Source organism: Vibrio sp. Isolate34, from assembly GCF_022397915.1.
Lineage (GTDB): Bacteria > Pseudomonadota > Gammaproteobacteria > Enterobacterales > Vibrionaceae > Vibrio.
Map to the genome: position 1 here is coordinate 35,071 of NZ_JAKEUO010000009.1, position 15,987 is coordinate 51,057.

General features: G+C 45.4%; 12 protein-coding genes. 4 read left to right on the forward strand and 8 right to left on the reverse strand.

Annotated features, from left to right (window positions below):
• Positions 1-163: 163 nt before the first annotated feature.
• From L1D22_RS11530 to L1D22_RS11540, 3 genes are read right to left on the reverse strand one after another with little or no spacing between them, the layout of a single operon-like run.
• Positions 164-1,744 carry a hydantoinase/oxoprolinase family protein gene (locus L1D22_RS11530; protein ID WP_239829881.1) on the reverse strand — a complete coding sequence of 527 codons (1,581 nt, stop codon included), beginning with the start codon at positions 1,742-1,744 and terminating at the stop codon, positions 164-166.
• Positions 1,745-1,748: 4 nt separating this feature from the next.
• On the reverse strand, positions 1,749-2,873 hold the full coding sequence (locus L1D22_RS11535; protein ID WP_239829882.1) for a DUF917 domain-containing protein: 1,125 nt from the start codon (positions 2,871-2,873) through the stop codon (positions 1,749-1,751).
• 5 nt (positions 2,874-2,878) lie between these two features.
• Positions 2,879-4,204 (reverse strand): cytosine permease, encoded by a 1,326-nt coding sequence (locus L1D22_RS11540; protein ID WP_239829883.1) that lies wholly within the window; start codon positions 4,202-4,204, stop codon positions 2,879-2,881.
• Positions 4,205-4,297: 93 nt separating this feature from the next.
• Between L1D22_RS11540 and L1D22_RS11545 the strand changes: the two genes are divergently transcribed.
• The gene (locus tag L1D22_RS11545) at positions 4,298-5,236 is read left to right on the forward strand and encodes a LysR family transcriptional regulator (RefSeq protein ID WP_239829884.1); all 939 of its coding nucleotides are present in this window, start codon (positions 4,298-4,300) and stop codon (positions 5,234-5,236) included.
• Between the two features lie 124 nt (positions 5,237-5,360).
• Here L1D22_RS11545 and L1D22_RS11550 read toward each other — a convergent pair whose 3' ends face one another.
• The 3 genes from L1D22_RS11550 to L1D22_RS11560 all read right to left on the reverse strand — a co-directional run bounded on the left by L1D22_RS11550 (position 5,361) and on the right by L1D22_RS11560 (position 10,827).
• On the reverse strand, positions 5,361-7,715 hold the full coding sequence (locus L1D22_RS11550) for a fatty acid cis/trans isomerase (protein WP_239829885.1): 2,355 nt from the start codon (positions 7,713-7,715) through the stop codon (positions 5,361-5,363).
• 155 nt (positions 7,716-7,870) lie between these two features.
• Positions 7,871-9,535: a VRR-NUC domain-containing protein gene (locus tag L1D22_RS11555; RefSeq protein WP_239829886.1), complete on the reverse strand. Its 1,665-nt coding sequence runs from the start codon at positions 9,533-9,535 to the stop codon at positions 7,871-7,873.
• A 56-nt stretch (positions 9,536-9,591) separates the two neighbouring features.
• Positions 9,592-10,827: an OFA family MFS transporter gene (locus L1D22_RS11560; RefSeq protein ID WP_239829887.1), complete on the reverse strand. Its 1,236-nt coding sequence runs from the start codon at positions 10,825-10,827 to the stop codon at positions 9,592-9,594.
• 596 nt (positions 10,828-11,423) lie between these two features.
• Between L1D22_RS11560 and L1D22_RS11565 the strand changes: the two genes are divergently transcribed.
• Positions 11,424-11,804 (forward strand): NADH:ubiquinone oxidoreductase, encoded by a 381-nt coding sequence (locus tag L1D22_RS11565; RefSeq protein ID WP_239829888.1) that lies wholly within the window; start codon positions 11,424-11,426, stop codon positions 11,802-11,804.
• A gap of 136 nt (positions 11,805-11,940) precedes the next feature.
• Here L1D22_RS11565 and L1D22_RS11570 read toward each other — a convergent pair whose 3' ends face one another.
• A complete protein-coding gene (locus L1D22_RS11570; RefSeq protein WP_017632311.1) occupies positions 11,941-12,285 on the reverse strand; it encodes a YajD family HNH nuclease in 345 nt (114 codons plus the stop codon).
• 286 nt (positions 12,286-12,571) lie between these two features.
• On the opposite strand from L1D22_RS11570, the gene yghU reads away from it, so the two are divergent.
• Both yghU and L1D22_RS11580 read left to right on the forward strand, forming a co-directional pair.
• Positions 12,572-13,429: a glutathione-dependent disulfide-bond oxidoreductase gene (gene yghU, locus L1D22_RS11575; protein ID WP_239829889.1), complete on the forward strand. Its 858-nt coding sequence runs from the start codon at positions 12,572-12,574 to the stop codon at positions 13,427-13,429.
• A 176-nt stretch (positions 13,430-13,605) separates the two neighbouring features.
• Positions 13,606-13,929, forward strand: a complete 324-nt coding sequence (locus L1D22_RS11580; RefSeq protein WP_239829890.1) for a DOPA 4,5-dioxygenase family protein — start codon at positions 13,606-13,608, stop codon at positions 13,927-13,929.
• 295 nt (positions 13,930-14,224) lie between these two features.
• On the opposite strand, the gene fruA is transcribed toward L1D22_RS11580, so the two are convergent.
• Positions 14,225-15,982 (reverse strand): PTS fructose transporter subunit IIBC, encoded by a 1,758-nt coding sequence (fruA, locus tag L1D22_RS11585; protein ID WP_239829891.1) that lies wholly within the window; start codon positions 15,980-15,982, stop codon positions 14,225-14,227.
• Positions 15,983-15,987 lie beyond the last annotated feature (5 nt).

A 15,987-nucleotide genomic window follows, 5' to 3' on the forward strand; every position in this document is an offset into this window, starting at 1 on the left:
TATTTAGTAAACTAATAGCCAGTAAAACAATAGCAAATAAATCAATAGCTAAACAAAATCGCTTAAAAATCAAAAAGCAGGTTATATCTTCGGGTTTCTATGAAGGTATAACCTGCTTTTTAGTCTTGGATGTAATTTAAAACCAGACCAAAGAAGATCTGTCTCAAGCCATTTTGATGTGACCTGCGGCTTTGATCTTCACGTGAACCATGTTGCCTTGTAGGTAGCTTAAGGGAATCTCGCTACGTTCAATGATTGCCACGTTTTCGCTGCATGCGCCTGCCTCAATCGCCAGTTGCTTTGATTGTTCTTCCAAGCCTTTTAAGGTTTCTTCACGAGAAGCGGGATCAATCGGGACAATCTTATCGAATTGACCTGATATTTCACCCAGCGCAACACCAATTGCATTCGCTACTTCAAAGTGTTCAGGGCGTACCACTTGGCTTACACCTTCAAAGTGATCTGGGAATAGGGCACTACCGCCACCAACCATGATTACGGGTACGCTTGCTGCGGAAGTCTTCATCTTATCGATGCCTTCCTCAACATCAGTCACCATCTGTTGATACACCTGATTTGCTTGCTCGGTTGATATACCAATCTCATCACTCAGTTGATGTTCCGCTTGCCACTGCATGTGACCGGTTTTGAGTGCTATGTCGGTTAACGTGAGTTCATCACCGCCAAAGCTGCGCGCTGTTTGCGTGAGAGTATGGCCAACACTTTCTGGGCCTAGTTCGATGCGTTCTTGCTCAAAACGCACCTTGGTGCCGCCACCAATAGCTAGCGCCAAAATATCAGGCATGCGGAAGTTGGTTCTGACTTCACCGATTTCTACCGCTAAGCTCGATTCTCTTGGGTAACCGTGAGTAAGAACGCCAATATCAGATGTTGTGCCGCCCACATCGACCACAATCGCATCTTTAAGCTTGGTTAGATGGCTTGCTCCGCGAATCGAGTTTGTTGGGCCACAAGCCACGGTAAGAATCGGGTACATCAAGGCGAACTGTTGCGACATTAATGTACCATCGTTCTGGCCGAAATAGGGTGTGGTATGAATCTCATGGTTGATGAGTGCATTACAAAAACCATCAACGAATCGTTTTGCTGTGCCTTGTAGGGCTGCATTGAGAATTGTTGCGTTCTCACGCTCTAGAAGCCCTAAGCTACCTACTTTATGGGATAGCGATAGGTTTACGCCCGGAAGTTCTTGCTGAATCCACTCTGCGGCTTGAAGCTCTTGGTCGCCATTAACAGGAGAGAACACACCGCAGATAGCGATTGAATCGACGTGGCCTTTCATTTTTTGGCAAAGCTCGCGGATCTCAGACTCTTGAATGTCGGCAATCAATTGGCCGTCGTATTCATAGCCGCCGTGTGCTTGATAGAAGTGTTCACCAAGCAGGTTTTGCCACGCTTCACTCCAACCACAAAGAGGCGGGACGCTGTCGCCACTCGGAAGGGCTAAACGAATCATGCCAACTCTGTCTAAACCTTTTCTTTCTACAATCGCGTTAGTGCATTGAGTGGTGCCGAGCATCGCGTGTTTGACTTGCTTGCCATCAATCTTCGCTTGGCTTAGTAGTGCAGAAATCGCGTTATCGATACCAGTCGAAATATCGTGTGTGGTTGCGGTTTTCACCTTAGCAAGCACATTCAAGTCTGCGTCGAGCAACACGCCATCGGTATTGGTGCCCCCAACGTCAATGCCTAAACGGCAGTAATCAAGCGTAATGTTTGTCATGCTACTACCTCTTCAATGCAGACTTTAGTTGTTCAATGGTTTGATACTCGACGGTATAGCCAAAGTAACCCGGCCCCGCGACTTCGATGCCTTTGTCGGTGCGCCATTTCGGGTCACAAGGGTAGGCGATAAGGTCGATGCGTTGTCCGTAACGAAGCTGCTCGGTTGTGATTGGCTTGCCGGTTTCGTGATCCAATATCGAAATAAGATCCGGTGTCGAAGCCAATAGATTGTCTTGATTCATGTCGGTGCGGCTTGTGCCTTTGTGTGCCAGAAGTAATTCGTTTTGGAACTGAACGAATACGTTGTCTACGCCGGTATCTTCAAACTGAGCCAGTTTCTCGATCACAACGCCGCCAGTTGCAAAACCACCATCGGTTTCGCGCTGAATATCAACAATCTTGCCGCTGATGATCGTGTGGCCACCAACAATGTCTAAGACAGCTTGTGTACCGCTCTGGTTGTTGTCGTTCGCCAATCGAATAGCTTCACCTATCTTCATCGCTTGAGTCAGTGTTGCAGGCAGTGCGCTGCGCTTTAGGTTCTTACCGTTCATTGGGTAATCACACATTGCTGCTGAGCCGCCCATTTGTTCGGTAATCGGCCTAGCAAACTTTTCAGACCAAATACCGTCTATCGGGTAGAGCGTTACTACATTGCCACGCTCGTCGGCCAATGTGTTAGGTGCAGAAGGCAAATCGTCGAGGAAGAAGGTCACCATCTGCGCTTCAGGAAACGCACGTCCCATCGCATCACAATCGATTACAGGGATGTTCTTTTGTGCTGCAACGAGAATTGGAATCAGTGAGTTGAAACCGCCTACCTCGATAGGGAAGGTTGCTGCTACCTCAGTACCAAGCGCCTTTTCCATCGCTTCGAATGCAACCAGCATTTGATCTTTCGAGTTGAGCTTTTCTACTGCAACGGTTGGTGCGCCAATCATTGAAGAGGGCACAGTCATCCAATCGTCTTGTACCTCTTCCAAAGGAATCATACGCACAGGTTGCTTTGCTGTTGCGATAGCGACTTTCGCCATCAATGCGCCGCTGTATGGGTCACCACCGCCGCCCGTGCCTAATACAGTGGCACCAAGCGCGATGTCATCAATCATTTGTTCAGTAATAATCACAACTACTATTCCTTATCACTTGAAGGAGAAAGCTTCATTAGGGCTAGGTAAATAACACCAGCTGCAAGAATGCCGTCTAACGCTGAGATGCTGGTTAATGAAGACAGGTTGAAGAATTCTGGTGCGGTACAAGCACTGAATGCAGTACCAAATGCCCAAGAGGCGAGGCCTTTAAACATCCAAGCTGGAACTTGTTGGATGTTCTCAAAACTCATTTTTGCAGAGTCTAAAACGTAGTATTGAACGATGTAGACACCAGCCGCAGGGGCGATGGTCACGCTCAGTAACATTAAGAAGTCAGTAAACTTGTTCACCATGCCGAGCTGAGCAATACCGATGCCTACGATGGTCATGACCACAATCAATACAGGGCGAGGGATTTTCGGCAGTACCATAGACATACATAAGCCACCAGAGGTCAGGTTGCTACTGTTGGTCGTCCATTGAGCAAACACCAGAACGATGATGGCAGCCATACCCAAACCAAGCGTGAAGAAGACTTCTACTAGGTCGTCGGTACCTGTCATTTTGGTCAGGATCAATGCGATAAGAATGATGGCACTGTTACCAACCAGAAAGCCGATGCCAGCTCCGAGAATCGCATCACGACGGGTCTTAGCGTAGCGAGCAATGTCAGGCGCGGCGACGGCTGCAAGAATCCAGATAGACATAACGAAAGAGATGGCTTGGCCAAGTGTTAGAGGATCTTCAATCGTTGGTGCAGCGCCACCTTGGTAGTCGGCAGCCATGAACAAGCCAATGGTAATCAGCGTCACCATCAAAGGCACTGAATAGGTGCTGAGTTTACCTAGGGCACGAACGCCGTAGATGGCCGTCATCATCATTAATACACTGCCGCCAATCAGAGCGGTTAGGTGAGAAATCACGATGTCGTATTTTGCGAGAGCGTCTACCATGATGAACGCAAAGAAATCAGCTTGGAAAGCAAACCAGCCGACTAGCGAGATGCCATTGATGAAACCAAGTATTTTACCGCCGTTACGACCAAACACCGCACTACTCATGAGTGGAGTTGATACACCCGCTTGAAAACCGATATTGGCACACAGCATCGCGATGACTGCCAGTAAGCTTGAGCCGATAAACGTTGCGAGCAACGCGTCTTCAAAACCAATCCCGCTGCTCAAAATTGAGCCGAGAAACAATCCTGAGATATCGATACCGATAGCCAACCAGATAAGGCTGATCACCCACCATGAACGTTTGGCTTTCTCTGGAACGGGTTCCAGTTCGAAGTCATCTATCTTTTTGTGGCTGTGTGTTGCTTCAGGTTTATTCATGTAAGCTTCTGTCGCCATTGTGCCATCCATGCATTGTTATTCCATAAGTGTGAATAAAGCATACTGATGTATTTATTGTTAATAAATGAATATAATCAGATGTAAACATAGTAAAAACCAAATGTGAGTGGCAAAGTGAACCCAAACAATAAGTTAGATAAAAGAGACCTACGAAGATTAGAACTTTTTTGTGAAATTGTTGAGCAGGGAGGCATCAATCAGGCGGTCGCGAGCACCGGAATTAGTCAGCCTGTGCTCAGTAATCAACTTATTGCCTTGGAAAAAAGCTTAAAATTAACATTATGCCAACGTGGTCGGCGCGGTTTTAAGCTCACTCATGAAGGTGAGCAAGTGTATAAATATGCGAACCAACTGAAATCGACCTTAACGGACTTCGCTTATAAGCTTCGAGGCGTTCAAACAGAACTTTCTGGACACGTGCGAATTGGTTGTTTGGATAACACGGTGACTTTGCCCTATAACCCACTTCCAAAAGCGATAGAGACATTTTACCAACGCAGTAACAGTGTTGAAGTGAGTGTCGATGTCGGTGATTTCACTCAGTTGAATGAGAAGCTAGCAAAGAACCAGATAGATATGATGATCGTTGTTCTCGGATCACATCAAAAATCAGCCTTTCAACATAAATACCCACTGTTTGAAGAGCACAGCTATCTTTATGCGCGTAAAGATCTGGCTGAGAAGATCATGGATAAGGATTTTTCCCTTGATGGCTGTCGTATCAACATGGGCGGCTATGCCAAAGATGAGATGTTCCGATTGCTCAATATAGAGCAGTTCGATTCCGTAAAGCCTTTTGATGGCTGGCATGTAGAGTCGGGTGTGATTCTCACCTTAGCAGGCACACACTTGAGTTTCTTGCCGTCTCACTTAATTGACCGTGGTCACTATGATCAAGCTTTGATCGCGCTACAGCCGGACAAGTGGAGCCTGAAAAGTCAGTTTTATCTAGTGTTGAAGCAGCCTTTGGACTCTCTTTCTCCGGCCGCTCGTGCGTTTTTTGATGAGCTACACCAACCGGAAACATCGGATTCAATCTAGAGCACTTTTCGCATTTCAATAGCACTTGTCGCTTCTCAATAGCACTTGAGATACTTTTCCCCATATACAAAAAATCCTCTGCCAAGACAGAGGATTTTTTGTTTTTAAAAGTTATGCGTGAAAACTAGCGGTTCTCAAAGCGGTTGTAATCCAACAGGCCGAACTCGATCGGTTGATCTTGTTGATACCAACGATGCACTCGGTCACTGAAAGGCCAGAATTCGCTAGAGCTACGACGGATTGCATACTTATCTAGCAACGCTACGTAGTCTTCCTCGGTATTCAGACGTTGTAACATTACAACCAGGTTTGGAATATCGCTTTCTGTTAGTGAAAGGTAAGCTCCAGGGTAGCTGCCTACAACGCCACGTACGAGTGTTAAGTCATCGTTGGCGTAATCTCGGTTGCTTTCTTCATGGAAGAGGCTTGAAATGTTGGTGTGAGCGTTGTTGTTAATCATGGTGAACAACTGCTCTTGTCCGTTTTCGCCTTCAATCATGATCATCACTAGTTGAGGGACGTGCTGCAGGCCTTTGCCTTTAATCAGGTTGACTTGTTTGAGTAGTGCTTCGCTGTTCTCAGTAAAGCCTGTATCTACAATTTCAAATCGATTGTTGAGGACTGGAGCTAGCTTTTGTTTGATCATATTGAGCAATTCACGCTTAGGATCTGCTGTTTTGTAAACGACACTTGTTGGCTGATTGAAATGCTCGACATTACGTTGTAAAAAGTCACTGAGTTGTATGCTTTGGTTTTGGTACCAGCTTGAGTGCTCAAGGTGGCGAACGTCTTTGGGAAGAAGGGCTAAGAAGTTACTTTCGCCTTCCAAACGCAAAAAATCCATGAACATGCGAGTAATCAGTTGATGCCCAAAGTTGCCGTATACATCAAAGCCAGCAACAAGCAGGTAGTGAATACGCTCGAGTAGGGCGTAATCAAGAATCCACGCCGTTTTAGGCTGCGGCCCAACTAAGCCTTGAACAACGGAAGCGCTGTCAAAGTGTCTGAATATCGTTAAAGCGGCATTCGGATTGGTGCCATTACCGTCCCAAATGATGCCTGTATCGAGGTTTACGCCACTTTCAAACCATTTGTTGGTGAAGTCTGATTTCGCGTTTAGGTATCGTGCTTGTTGCTTAGAGTAACGCACCCAATTAGTTGCAGGGACAGTGTTACTTTCCAATTCGCTTGGCAGCTTTAAGTTTTTCTTTTGGCTTGCATAGAAGTCGTTAATCTCAGGCACATCAGCTTTCTCAGGATCGATAAAGAACACCCAGAAACGGTCATTAATCACATTGAGCGCAAGCTGACCACGACAAACTGGCCCTTTAATGTACGCCATGATGGTGTTCTGTGCGTTATCCAACATAAAGTTAAAACGAGAGTTAACTGGCAGAGCTTCAAACGAAGTCATTGGGTTAGCGGCAACATCAACGTCGTAGCTCGGCAGCTTATTTACCACGTATTCAGCATCAACAAACCAAGTGTTCCATTTTTGTAGACGCTCTTCATTGAGCGCGAAAGGCATGTGTGTCTTGTTGACAATGGTGCCTTGCTCTGGAATCAATCGGTAGTAAACACGAGAGACTTTTGGATCGTCGTAAGGGCGACGAGTGGTAATGCGTTGCACAGCTTCACCTGGTGGTGTTGTAGAACGAACGATCGAGAAGAAGCGTGTTGGTTGCCCTAAATCAGAAAAATAAACGTGCGATAGAAACAGGTGCTCATAGATGTAACGCGCAGAAAGCTGGCTCTTTCTCGAACTCTTATTCAGGAATTTTTCGTAAGTATTAACCAGCTCTTGCTCGGCTTCGCTCAACGGAATATGTTCATTCATTAACGCGCCGTTTTCCAACCAGCTCATTAACGTCGCATACTCGGTCTTGTCTAGGTTAGGCATCCCATAAGGCATGCCCCAAGTTGGGTAATCTCTTTCGTATTGAGCGTACTCTTCGATGGTCGGACACTGTTGGTCGCGATCAATCGAGAAGTCGAAACCTTCTAACTGCTTTTGATCTGGAAGCGGGTGGTTCTCTTTTTGAATCAGCATTCGAGATACAAGACCCGCATCAAGGTTAGCGGTTGAGTTTTGCATACGCTCGTTAAGCACGGGGTGGAAGTCGGCTTCACGCCACTCTTGAGTGGTCAATGCATCTTCAAATAGGCGAGTAGGAGCAGATGCCGTTAAACGCGTACCTTGATAAACGAGCTCTTTGCTTGCGCCACGATCGATACCTTCAACTGAAGACATTTTGAGTTGGCAAGGCGCATCATAACAAGCGTGACAAACCACACATCGGTTATCAATGATCGGCTTCACTTCGTTGATGAAGTGTTGTGATTGAGCGGAAAGAATAGGGGCTTGGCGATCGCGTACTTGTTGTTCACCAAACAGCTCGTCAAAGTTTAAACCCGCGTACACGGCACAACCTGAGAAGACGCTAACAAAAGCTAAGATGAAGAGTTTTTTCAAATTCATACGTATTTAGATATTAGGCATTTTCTCTAATTATATCGAAAATGATTGAAAATGCTCATGTTCTAACAATTTTGTAGACAAGATATTGATGGAACTGAGTCACTTATCGCGTCAGCCCTATAATTAAAACAAGGTTTGGAAAGCTTAGCTAAGGCTTATTGATTGACGTAACACACCGAAAAAGGAACAGACAAGCGTTCAAACTCTTTGATCCAACGCCACTGGTTGTCTTGCAATTTGTCTCCTGGCCCTTTGACTTCAATCCAATGAAACTCATCGCCCTTGAAAGCAATCAAATCTGGCATCCCAGTTCGGAACAGCTTTAGATCACTCAATATCACCTTGAAGAGATCAACAAGTAAAGTGTTTGGAATCGAAGCCATACTGTGTTCAATAAGTGCCTTAGGGAAATGATTCCAATGAACAAAAGGATTAGCGATGCCTTGCTTGTTATCGTAAGTATCAAGCAAGTGGCTGAGCCCGTGCTCGGATAGGGTTTGGAACACAGCTTCAATTTGCTCGGCTCGTTTGTCTATGAAGTCTGAGTGGTACAAGTTCAGTGGCCGATGTTGGTAACGATTGATAAAAGCGCCTTCGACATCAGAGAAAATGACATCCCAGAAAGCCAAACCGAACAAACTACACAGAAAGCTGTTCTCAGAGAAATAGACATCCCAGCCTTGGCTTTCAAAGTGCTGCTTTACTGCAAGTTCAACTCTGGCTTGGCTAAGGTCTAACTCCAGCTTTATCTGCGTACAATTTGGCTTTGAAGGGCGGGGAACCTTGTTGCCCTGCTTGCGTAATAACCTCTGTTCAAGCTTAATCGCGACCTCTAGCTCTGATACATCCGATGGATTCGCTTTTATTTGCGTGACAATGTCACACATCAAGTCTAACTCGTCTTGTTTGTCATAGATGCGCGCAAGTCGTTCTCTGCTGGGAGGAAGTTCTGATTGCTTGAACCAAAAGACAGCTTGGTCGTTTTGATTAAGCCTTTCCAGATCGCGTGCGAGGTCGTTGATCAATCGAGATCGTTTTCTAGCAATGCTTCGGTGTTCTGATTCTTCGGGTATCGAATGTAGAAGGTGCTCAATAAACTCAGGGTCTTTACGATCACCTTCGTAATATTGGTGTTGAATTTCACGTATCTCAAGTAATTGATTGATCTGCGCTCTAGAGGTGAAGAACCGACGTTGTTTGCTTAACGGGTAACTTTCAAAGGTGTTGAGTCCAAGGTCACTCAATACGAACTGGCTTAGGTCTTGGTAAGTGTTGGCAAAAAACAGCAACAGCAATACATCAATCACCTGAGATTCGACAACGTAAATGCAATCGAACGATAGGCTCTGGAACTGTTCAAAAGCTTGCGGTTCAAGCAACGCTAACAGTTCGTCTTTTTTAGCAGATTTGTTGCTCTCAAGAGATGGGAATACATTAAGCAGTTCTGGCTTGGTGAGTAGGTTCAATCCAAGTTCGAGCTGAGTAATTTCCAGGTCATGCTGGTCAGTTGGGTGACTTAACATAATGAAGCGTGATGAGCTTAGCTCTTGTAATGCAGTGTCGATATCTGGGATTTCAACATAAGCGAGCTTGTCACTACGAAACCAACAGCCTTTACGCGAAAGCAAACGAACCATTAAACACTGGCTTGCAACAGAAAGACGCTTATATTCAGACAGCCAACGGCACTCATCCTCACTCAGAAGATCAGGGTAGTACGTTTGAGCGTGTTCAATCAGTCGATTGAAGTTGTCGAGATAGTAAGTTGGGTGTAGTTGAGGGGTGGATTCTAATGTCACTTGATACGTCGCTTGATACAAAAAGAGCCTAACCCTAAGGTTAAGCTCTTTCTTTTCAAATTCAATCTTTTATCAGATTAAGCTTGAGATGCTTTTAGCTCAGCAACTTTTGCTTCAGACATTGGCTTAGTGATGATTGCTAGAACAATACATACTGCCATCATTGCTGCAGAGATAGTGTAAGCAAGGCCGTAGCTGTCGCCGTTAGTCATAGAGTAACCAACAACCGCTGTACCGATTGCACCACCGATACCCCATGCCGTGTAAAGCACGCCGTAGTTAGTACCGTAGTTTTTAAGGCCGTAGAACTCAGCTGTAAGTGTTGGGAATACTGCTAGTAGAGTACCGTAACCAACCGCTGCTACTGCAGTACCGATGATTAGCGTGAACTCAGTGTTAAACGTAGCGAATAGCGCCATGTTTGCACCTTGCAGAATGAACGCAAGTAGAAGAGTACGAACGCCACCGATTTTGTCAGCAAGCATACCAGCAGCAACACGGCCGCCTGAGTTAAATACAGCAAGGATAGAAGCAAGGTAAACCGCGTTCGGTAGGTTTGCTTGTGCGCTTGCGATACTTGTGATGTTACCGATGATCATCAGACCAACAGAAGCTGCGAATGCGTACATGATCCATAGAGAGTAGAACTGAGGAGTCTTCAGCATTACTTTCCAAGATAAGTCTTCGCTCTTCTTAACCGCTTTTGGAGCTTGGCCAGCTTTTACTTTTGGTTCAGCTGGAGAGTAACCCGCTGGTGGGTTGTTGATTGTTGCTGCTAGAGGTACAGCGATTGCTAGTACACCAACACCAAGAATCTTGAAGCTTGTTTGGATGCCCATGCTCTCGATAAGAGCAGCAGTAACTGGAGCAAGGTAAATTGCCGCTAGACCGAAGCCTGCTGCGATAAGACCGTTAACCATACCTTTCTTAGAAGGGTGGAACCACTTCATTGCAGAAGGAGAAAGACATGCGTAACCGAAGCCGATACCAGCGCCTGCCATCACACCGAATGTGATGTTTAGCATTAGTGGAGAAGTCGCAAAACCAGATGCGATCATGCCAAGGCCAGTAAGAGCTGTACCAAGAATTAGGATCTTACGTGGACCCATGCGGTCTTGTAGGATACCAGCAACAAGAAGACAGATAGAGAATGTGATTGTTGCAGTCGCGTATGGTGCTGATGCTTCAGCTGCAGACCAGCCTTCACCTTGTAGGGCTTTGTTAAATACACTCCAAGCATACAGGATGCCAAGACAAAGGTTGATACAGAAGCCTGCTAGCAGGATACGTGTAGCTTTATCAATCTTGCTCATTTTTATTCTCAGTTTTGTCTTTGGTCTAGTGAGAGCCACAGGACTAAAGACGGGTTATTGTGATTGTTTCTTCAAAATTAGTTTGCGTTTATCAACAGATAGCGCAAAAGAGCGCGGATTATAACCAATAAAAATGTGATTGGAATCTCTTTTTCCATTTTTATCAAAATTAAACTTGAGTTGTTAAAGAACTGTTTTTTATGCGTGTTGCAGTTGTTGTTAACACCTTTCTTTTTTGTACACTTTGCTGGTTTAGGCTCCAGTATTCATGCTATTACCCAATCTCTTCCTGCTAGTGCCCCTACAAACCGTGCTGTCATCACATCATTGCAATTAATTTTAAATTATTTCTGTGGTTAATTTTGTGTAACAAAATAAATCAAATTAGACATTAATCGCCACAACCCTAGAGGGGACTTAGTTTGTTGAATTTACAAATGTTAATTGATTGTTAAGGTGGTGCGTCGTGTTTCTTGCTGGTTACAATTTGTTCGTTTTTTGGGCTTGTTTTGTCCGTAAAAAGTGGGAAAATAGTATGCAAACTGAGATTTCAAATTTGAAAGGATGCGTTTCTAGTCTACTAAGAGGCAAATGTTATGAAACTATTTTTAATTCTACTGATGTCGATTACTGGTGGTGTAGCAGCCGCTGATCATATTCATTCTTTTTTATTCGGTTTCTACATTGCAGCACTTGCAGTGGGTAGTTGCTACTGGCTTGCATTCCGCAGCACACGTTTCCCTCAGTTGGCTCTAGTGCTTCTGCTGTGTGGCTTCTTTGCTAAAATAGCGGTAACAGTGGTAGGCGTGTCTTGGGGTATTTCTAACGATATTATCCAGTCACCATTCATCTTCTCATTGTCTTACCTATTCTTCTTAGTGGTTGTGTCTTACGTGTGGTTCTCTTACCGCGATAAGCTGACACTAAAGAAACGTCAGAAACAGATTGAAGAATCTCGCAAGCAAGCTGCCGCATAGTTAAAAACAGATTTTCAAAAGCCTTCTTCGGAAGGCTTTTTTGATCCTGCGAGAACCTACATGGCCTCAGATAAAAGAAACCCCAGTATGGCGACATACTGGGGTTGCTTGTTTTTGATTCTCTATGAAAAGCGTTCTATTTCTTCATCATCTTCGCTAGATCAGCAAACGGGTTATGCGTAGCCGTTTGGTGATCATCTAAACGTGCTTTTGCGTCCACACCATAACGCTCATGGTCTGTGTATTTCGAGTGCTCATGATCGTGACAGTATAGGCATAATAGTTCCCAGTTACTGCCGTCTTCAGGGTTGTTTGTATGGTCGTGATCCACGTGGTGAACGGTCAGCTCTCTTAAGTTCGAGTAAACGAATTCACGTGCACACTTACCACAAACCCATGGATACAGTTTTAGTGCCTTTTCGCGGTAGCCTTTCTCTTGGCGAGCGTACGCTGCACTCGAGCCTGTGTAATCAGAAGACATTGCCAGTTCCTTATCAATTGTAATCCGCCGATTTTATCACAGCTTTCTGGAACGGGCAGGACTCTCGTTGCTAAATGGTGCAGTAGATTAACCAACATTGAATGAGGCTCGAAATAGAACACGAATAGATGCCTACCTTTTATATGAACCATCTCGTCAAACGGATTATGTCTTTCTGGAATAAGCCATGCTTAACAGTTTGAAAATAAATCGTATTCAGGGGTTTTAACCAAGGACATGTGACCTAATATCAGTTTGTGAGACCCTATATTAATAAGGAAATATCATGTCACAACAATACACACCGCCAAAAGTTTGGGTTAACGATGCTGCTGGTGGTAACAAGTGGGCAAACATTAATAGCCCTGAATCTGGCGCTCGATTTGATAAAGATCTTCCTGTTGGTGACCACGCCTTGCAACTGTATTCTCTTGGTACACCTAACGGTCAGAAAGTCACTATCATGCTAGAAGAGCTGTTAGCGGCGGGTGTTAAAGAAGCTGAATATGACGCGTACTTGATCAATATTGGTGAGTCAGACCAATTCTCTTCTGGCTTTGTTGGTGTCAACCCAAACTCGAAGATCCCTGCTTTGCTTGATAAATCAGGCAACGAAGATGTGAATGTATTCGAATCGGCTTCTATCTTGATGCATCTAGCTGAAAAATTTGGCCACTTTTTGCCGAAAGAAGGGGCTGCACGCACGCAAACCATCAACTGGTTGTTCTGGGCGCAAGGTTCAGCACCATTCCTAGGCGGCGGTTTCGGTCACTTCTACGCTTATGCGGATGAAAAGCAAGAATACCCAATTAACCGCTTTGCAATGGAAGCTAAGCGCCAGCTAGATGTGTTAGACAAGCAACTTGCAAACAGCACTTTTGTTGCGGGCGAAGAGTTCAGTATTGCTGATATGGCAATCTGGCCATGGTACGGCAACCTTGTATTGGGCAACTTATATGATGCCGCTGAGTTCTTACAAGTTGAGTCTTACACCAACGTAGTTCGCTGGGCGAAGCAATTAGAAGCACGAGAAGGCGTTCAGCGTGGCCGCATTATCAACCGCTCATGGGGCGAAGCGTGGGAGCAACTTCCCGAGCGCCACTCTTCAGAAGATATCGACTCGGTATTGAAGCTCAAGCCTTAGTCGCTTCAAACACCAACTCGCTATACACAACTAGAGTTTGTTTTTGATTATTTCGAATAACAGGCTCTAGTTTTTTTCTTATCGCCTCTCTCCGCTTAAGTCCATCTATTAAGATTTAGCTATTGAATGCGGTTTAGGTATAAACTTGCGACATCATAATTCTAAAGGATGGTGCCATGTACCACGGTCATATCTATTTCCCTCTGCGTTTTGCAGAGCAAGCAGAAACACTGCGTCAGAAAATTCTATCGGAACGTAAAGATGTATTAGAGGTTTTTCCGCTAATCCAGCGTTTGGTTGGTCCGCATAAAATGCCGATGTTTGAGATTCACTTTGCTAACAAAGAGTCGGGCATTGTTGAGTGGCTTGAGAAAGAGCGCGGCGATATGTCGGTGCTGATTCACCCAGTAACGGGCGGTGAAGAAACGCTAGACCACACAGTACGTGCGATTTGGCTTGGTCGTGAACTAGGTGTATTTGAAGAAACGTTGACTAGCTAATTTAATTCGCGCCCGACAGTACGCGTACATAATAAACAGTGCGTCTAGAATAAACATAAGTTAATCAATGTTTCTGCTGTCGGGTGAATTATCGCAGGTTCCCACCTCGATAAACTTTATTCTCTCAGTCATAAACCATCTCCGATGTTCATTTATTATCCTTTGTGGAACCTCCCGGTTTTAACCACACAAGACAACGAATAATAAAAAGGCTCCTCAATTGAGGAGCCTGTATTCTGTTTCAAGGAACAGTTTATCAAGAGTCTCTGTTTGTCACCTAAACAGAGTAGGGGGATTAAGCCTCTGCTGTCACTTTATCGCTGCTCATCTTTTTAAGAGCTGCGTAACCAAAGCCAGTTACTGCCGTACCAGCTGCAATCGCCACTAGGTACATAAGCACTGGAGAGATAGCACCAGGAATCAGTAGTACGAATAAGCCGCCGTGTGGAGCCATTAGCTGAGCACCAAACATCATTGATAGAGCGCCAGTTAGTGCACCACCCGCCATACAAGCTGGGATAACACGCATTGGATCTTTCGCTGCGAATGGGATTGCACCTTCAGAGATGAAACATAGGCCAAGAACGAATGATGCTTTACCTGCTTCACGCTCGCCTGCTTCAAACTTGTCTTTCACTAGGAAAGTCGCAAGGCCCATACCTAGAGCTGGAACCATACCTGCTGCCATGATTGCTGCCATTGGTGCGTAAGTTTGCGAAGCCAGTAGACCAACACCAAAAGTGTAAGCCGCTTTGTTTACCGGGCCACCAAGGTCGAAACACATCATTGCGCCTAGAATTACACCTAGAAGAATTGCGTTAGACGTTCCCATGTTGTTTAGGAAAGTTGTCATTGCGCTCATCACGCCAGAAACAGGACCACCTACGATGTAAACCATCACTAAGCCAGTGAACAAACTCGCGATAAACGGAATGATCAGGATTGGCTTGAGGGCTTCCATGGATTGTGGAAGTTGAACCTTGTCGGCAATGAATTTCGCTGCGTAACCGGCAATGAAACCTGCTGCGATACCACCTAGGAAACCTGCGCCCGTTGAGCTAGCCAGCATACCGCCGATTAGACCCGGAGCTAGACCTGGACGGTCAGCTATTGAGAATGCAATGAAACCAGCAAGAACAGGAATCATCAGTGCGAATGCAGAACCACCACCGATAGTCATCAGTGCTGCTGCCAGTGTGCCTTCTTCTTTAAACGCTTCGATACCGAACACGAAAGAAAGAGCGATGATCAAACCACCCGCAACAACCACAGGAAGCATGTGAGATACACCTGTCATTAGGTGCTTGTACACGCCTTTCTTCTCGTCAGCAGGCGCTGAATTTGAAGAAGCTGTGTGTTGGTATGGTTTAGCTTCTGCGAACGCTTTTTCCATTTCTTGCTTTGTTTTCTTCAAAGCCGGGCTTGTCGTTGTTTTGTATAGCGCTTTGCCGTTAAAACGATCCAGTGGAACGTCAATGTCGGCTGCGATGATAACAAGATCAGCGTCTGCGATTTCTTGGTCTGTTAGTTGGTTTTTCGCACCTACAGAGCCGCGAGTTTCCACTTTGATTTGGTGACCTAGGCGTTTGCCTTCTGCTTCAAGTGCTTCAGCCGCCATGAAGGTGTGTGCAACACCCGTTGGGCAAGCGGTAATCGCTACGATCTTTTTGCTGCCTGTCGCTGGTGACGTACCAGTTACTGCAACCGTTTCTTCAACTAATTCGTCAGAGATTTGAGAAGCGTCTAATACTGTTGCTTCTGCTACCGCTTTCTCTAGAAATACTTTTGCATCTGCAGTGCATTCAGAGATAGCCGCTTGGTACACTTTCTTGCCGACAAAGCGCGCTTTATCAACGTTGGTGTTAGCTGCGATAACCACAACGTCGCTGCTGTCGATAGCGTCTTGCGATACTGGAGATTCAGGTAGTACGCTTGATTGACATTCAATAGCAGCGTTCCAACCCAGTGCTTTTGTCGCTTGCTCTAACAAGCCCGCGGCGATGATGCTGTTTGCTACGCCACTTGGGCAAGCTGTGATAATGGTAATATTCATAATAA

Coding starts and splice junctions, on each gene's coding strand:
- L1D22_RS11530 (WP_239829881.1), bottom strand. CDS start 1,744: ATGACAAACATTACGCTTGATTACTGCCGTTTAGGCATTGACGTTGGG.
- L1D22_RS11540 (WP_239829883.1), bottom strand. CDS start 4,204: ATGGATGGCACAATGGCGACAGAAGCTTACATGAATAAACCTGAAGCA.
- L1D22_RS11550 (WP_239829885.1), bottom strand. CDS start 7,715: ATGAATTTGAAAAAACTCTTCATCTTAGCTTTTGTTAGCGTCTTCTCA.
- L1D22_RS11560 (WP_239829887.1), bottom strand. CDS start 10,827: ATGAGCAAGATTGATAAAGCTACACGTATCCTGCTAGCAGGCTTCTGT.
- L1D22_RS11565 (WP_239829888.1), top strand. CDS start 11,424: ATGAAACTATTTTTAATTCTACTGATGTCGATTACTGGTGGTGTAGCA.
- L1D22_RS11570 (WP_017632311.1), bottom strand. CDS start 12,285: ATGTCTTCTGATTACACAGGCTCGAGTGCAGCGTACGCTCGCCAAGAG.
- yghU (WP_239829889.1), top strand. CDS start 12,572: ATGTCACAACAATACACACCGCCAAAAGTTTGGGTTAACGATGCTGCT.
- L1D22_RS11580 (WP_239829890.1), top strand. CDS start 13,606: ATGTACCACGGTCATATCTATTTCCCTCTGCGTTTTGCAGAGCAAGCA.
- fruA (WP_239829891.1), bottom strand. CDS start 15,982: ATGAATATTACCATTATCACAGCTTGCCCAAGTGGCGTAGCAAACAGC.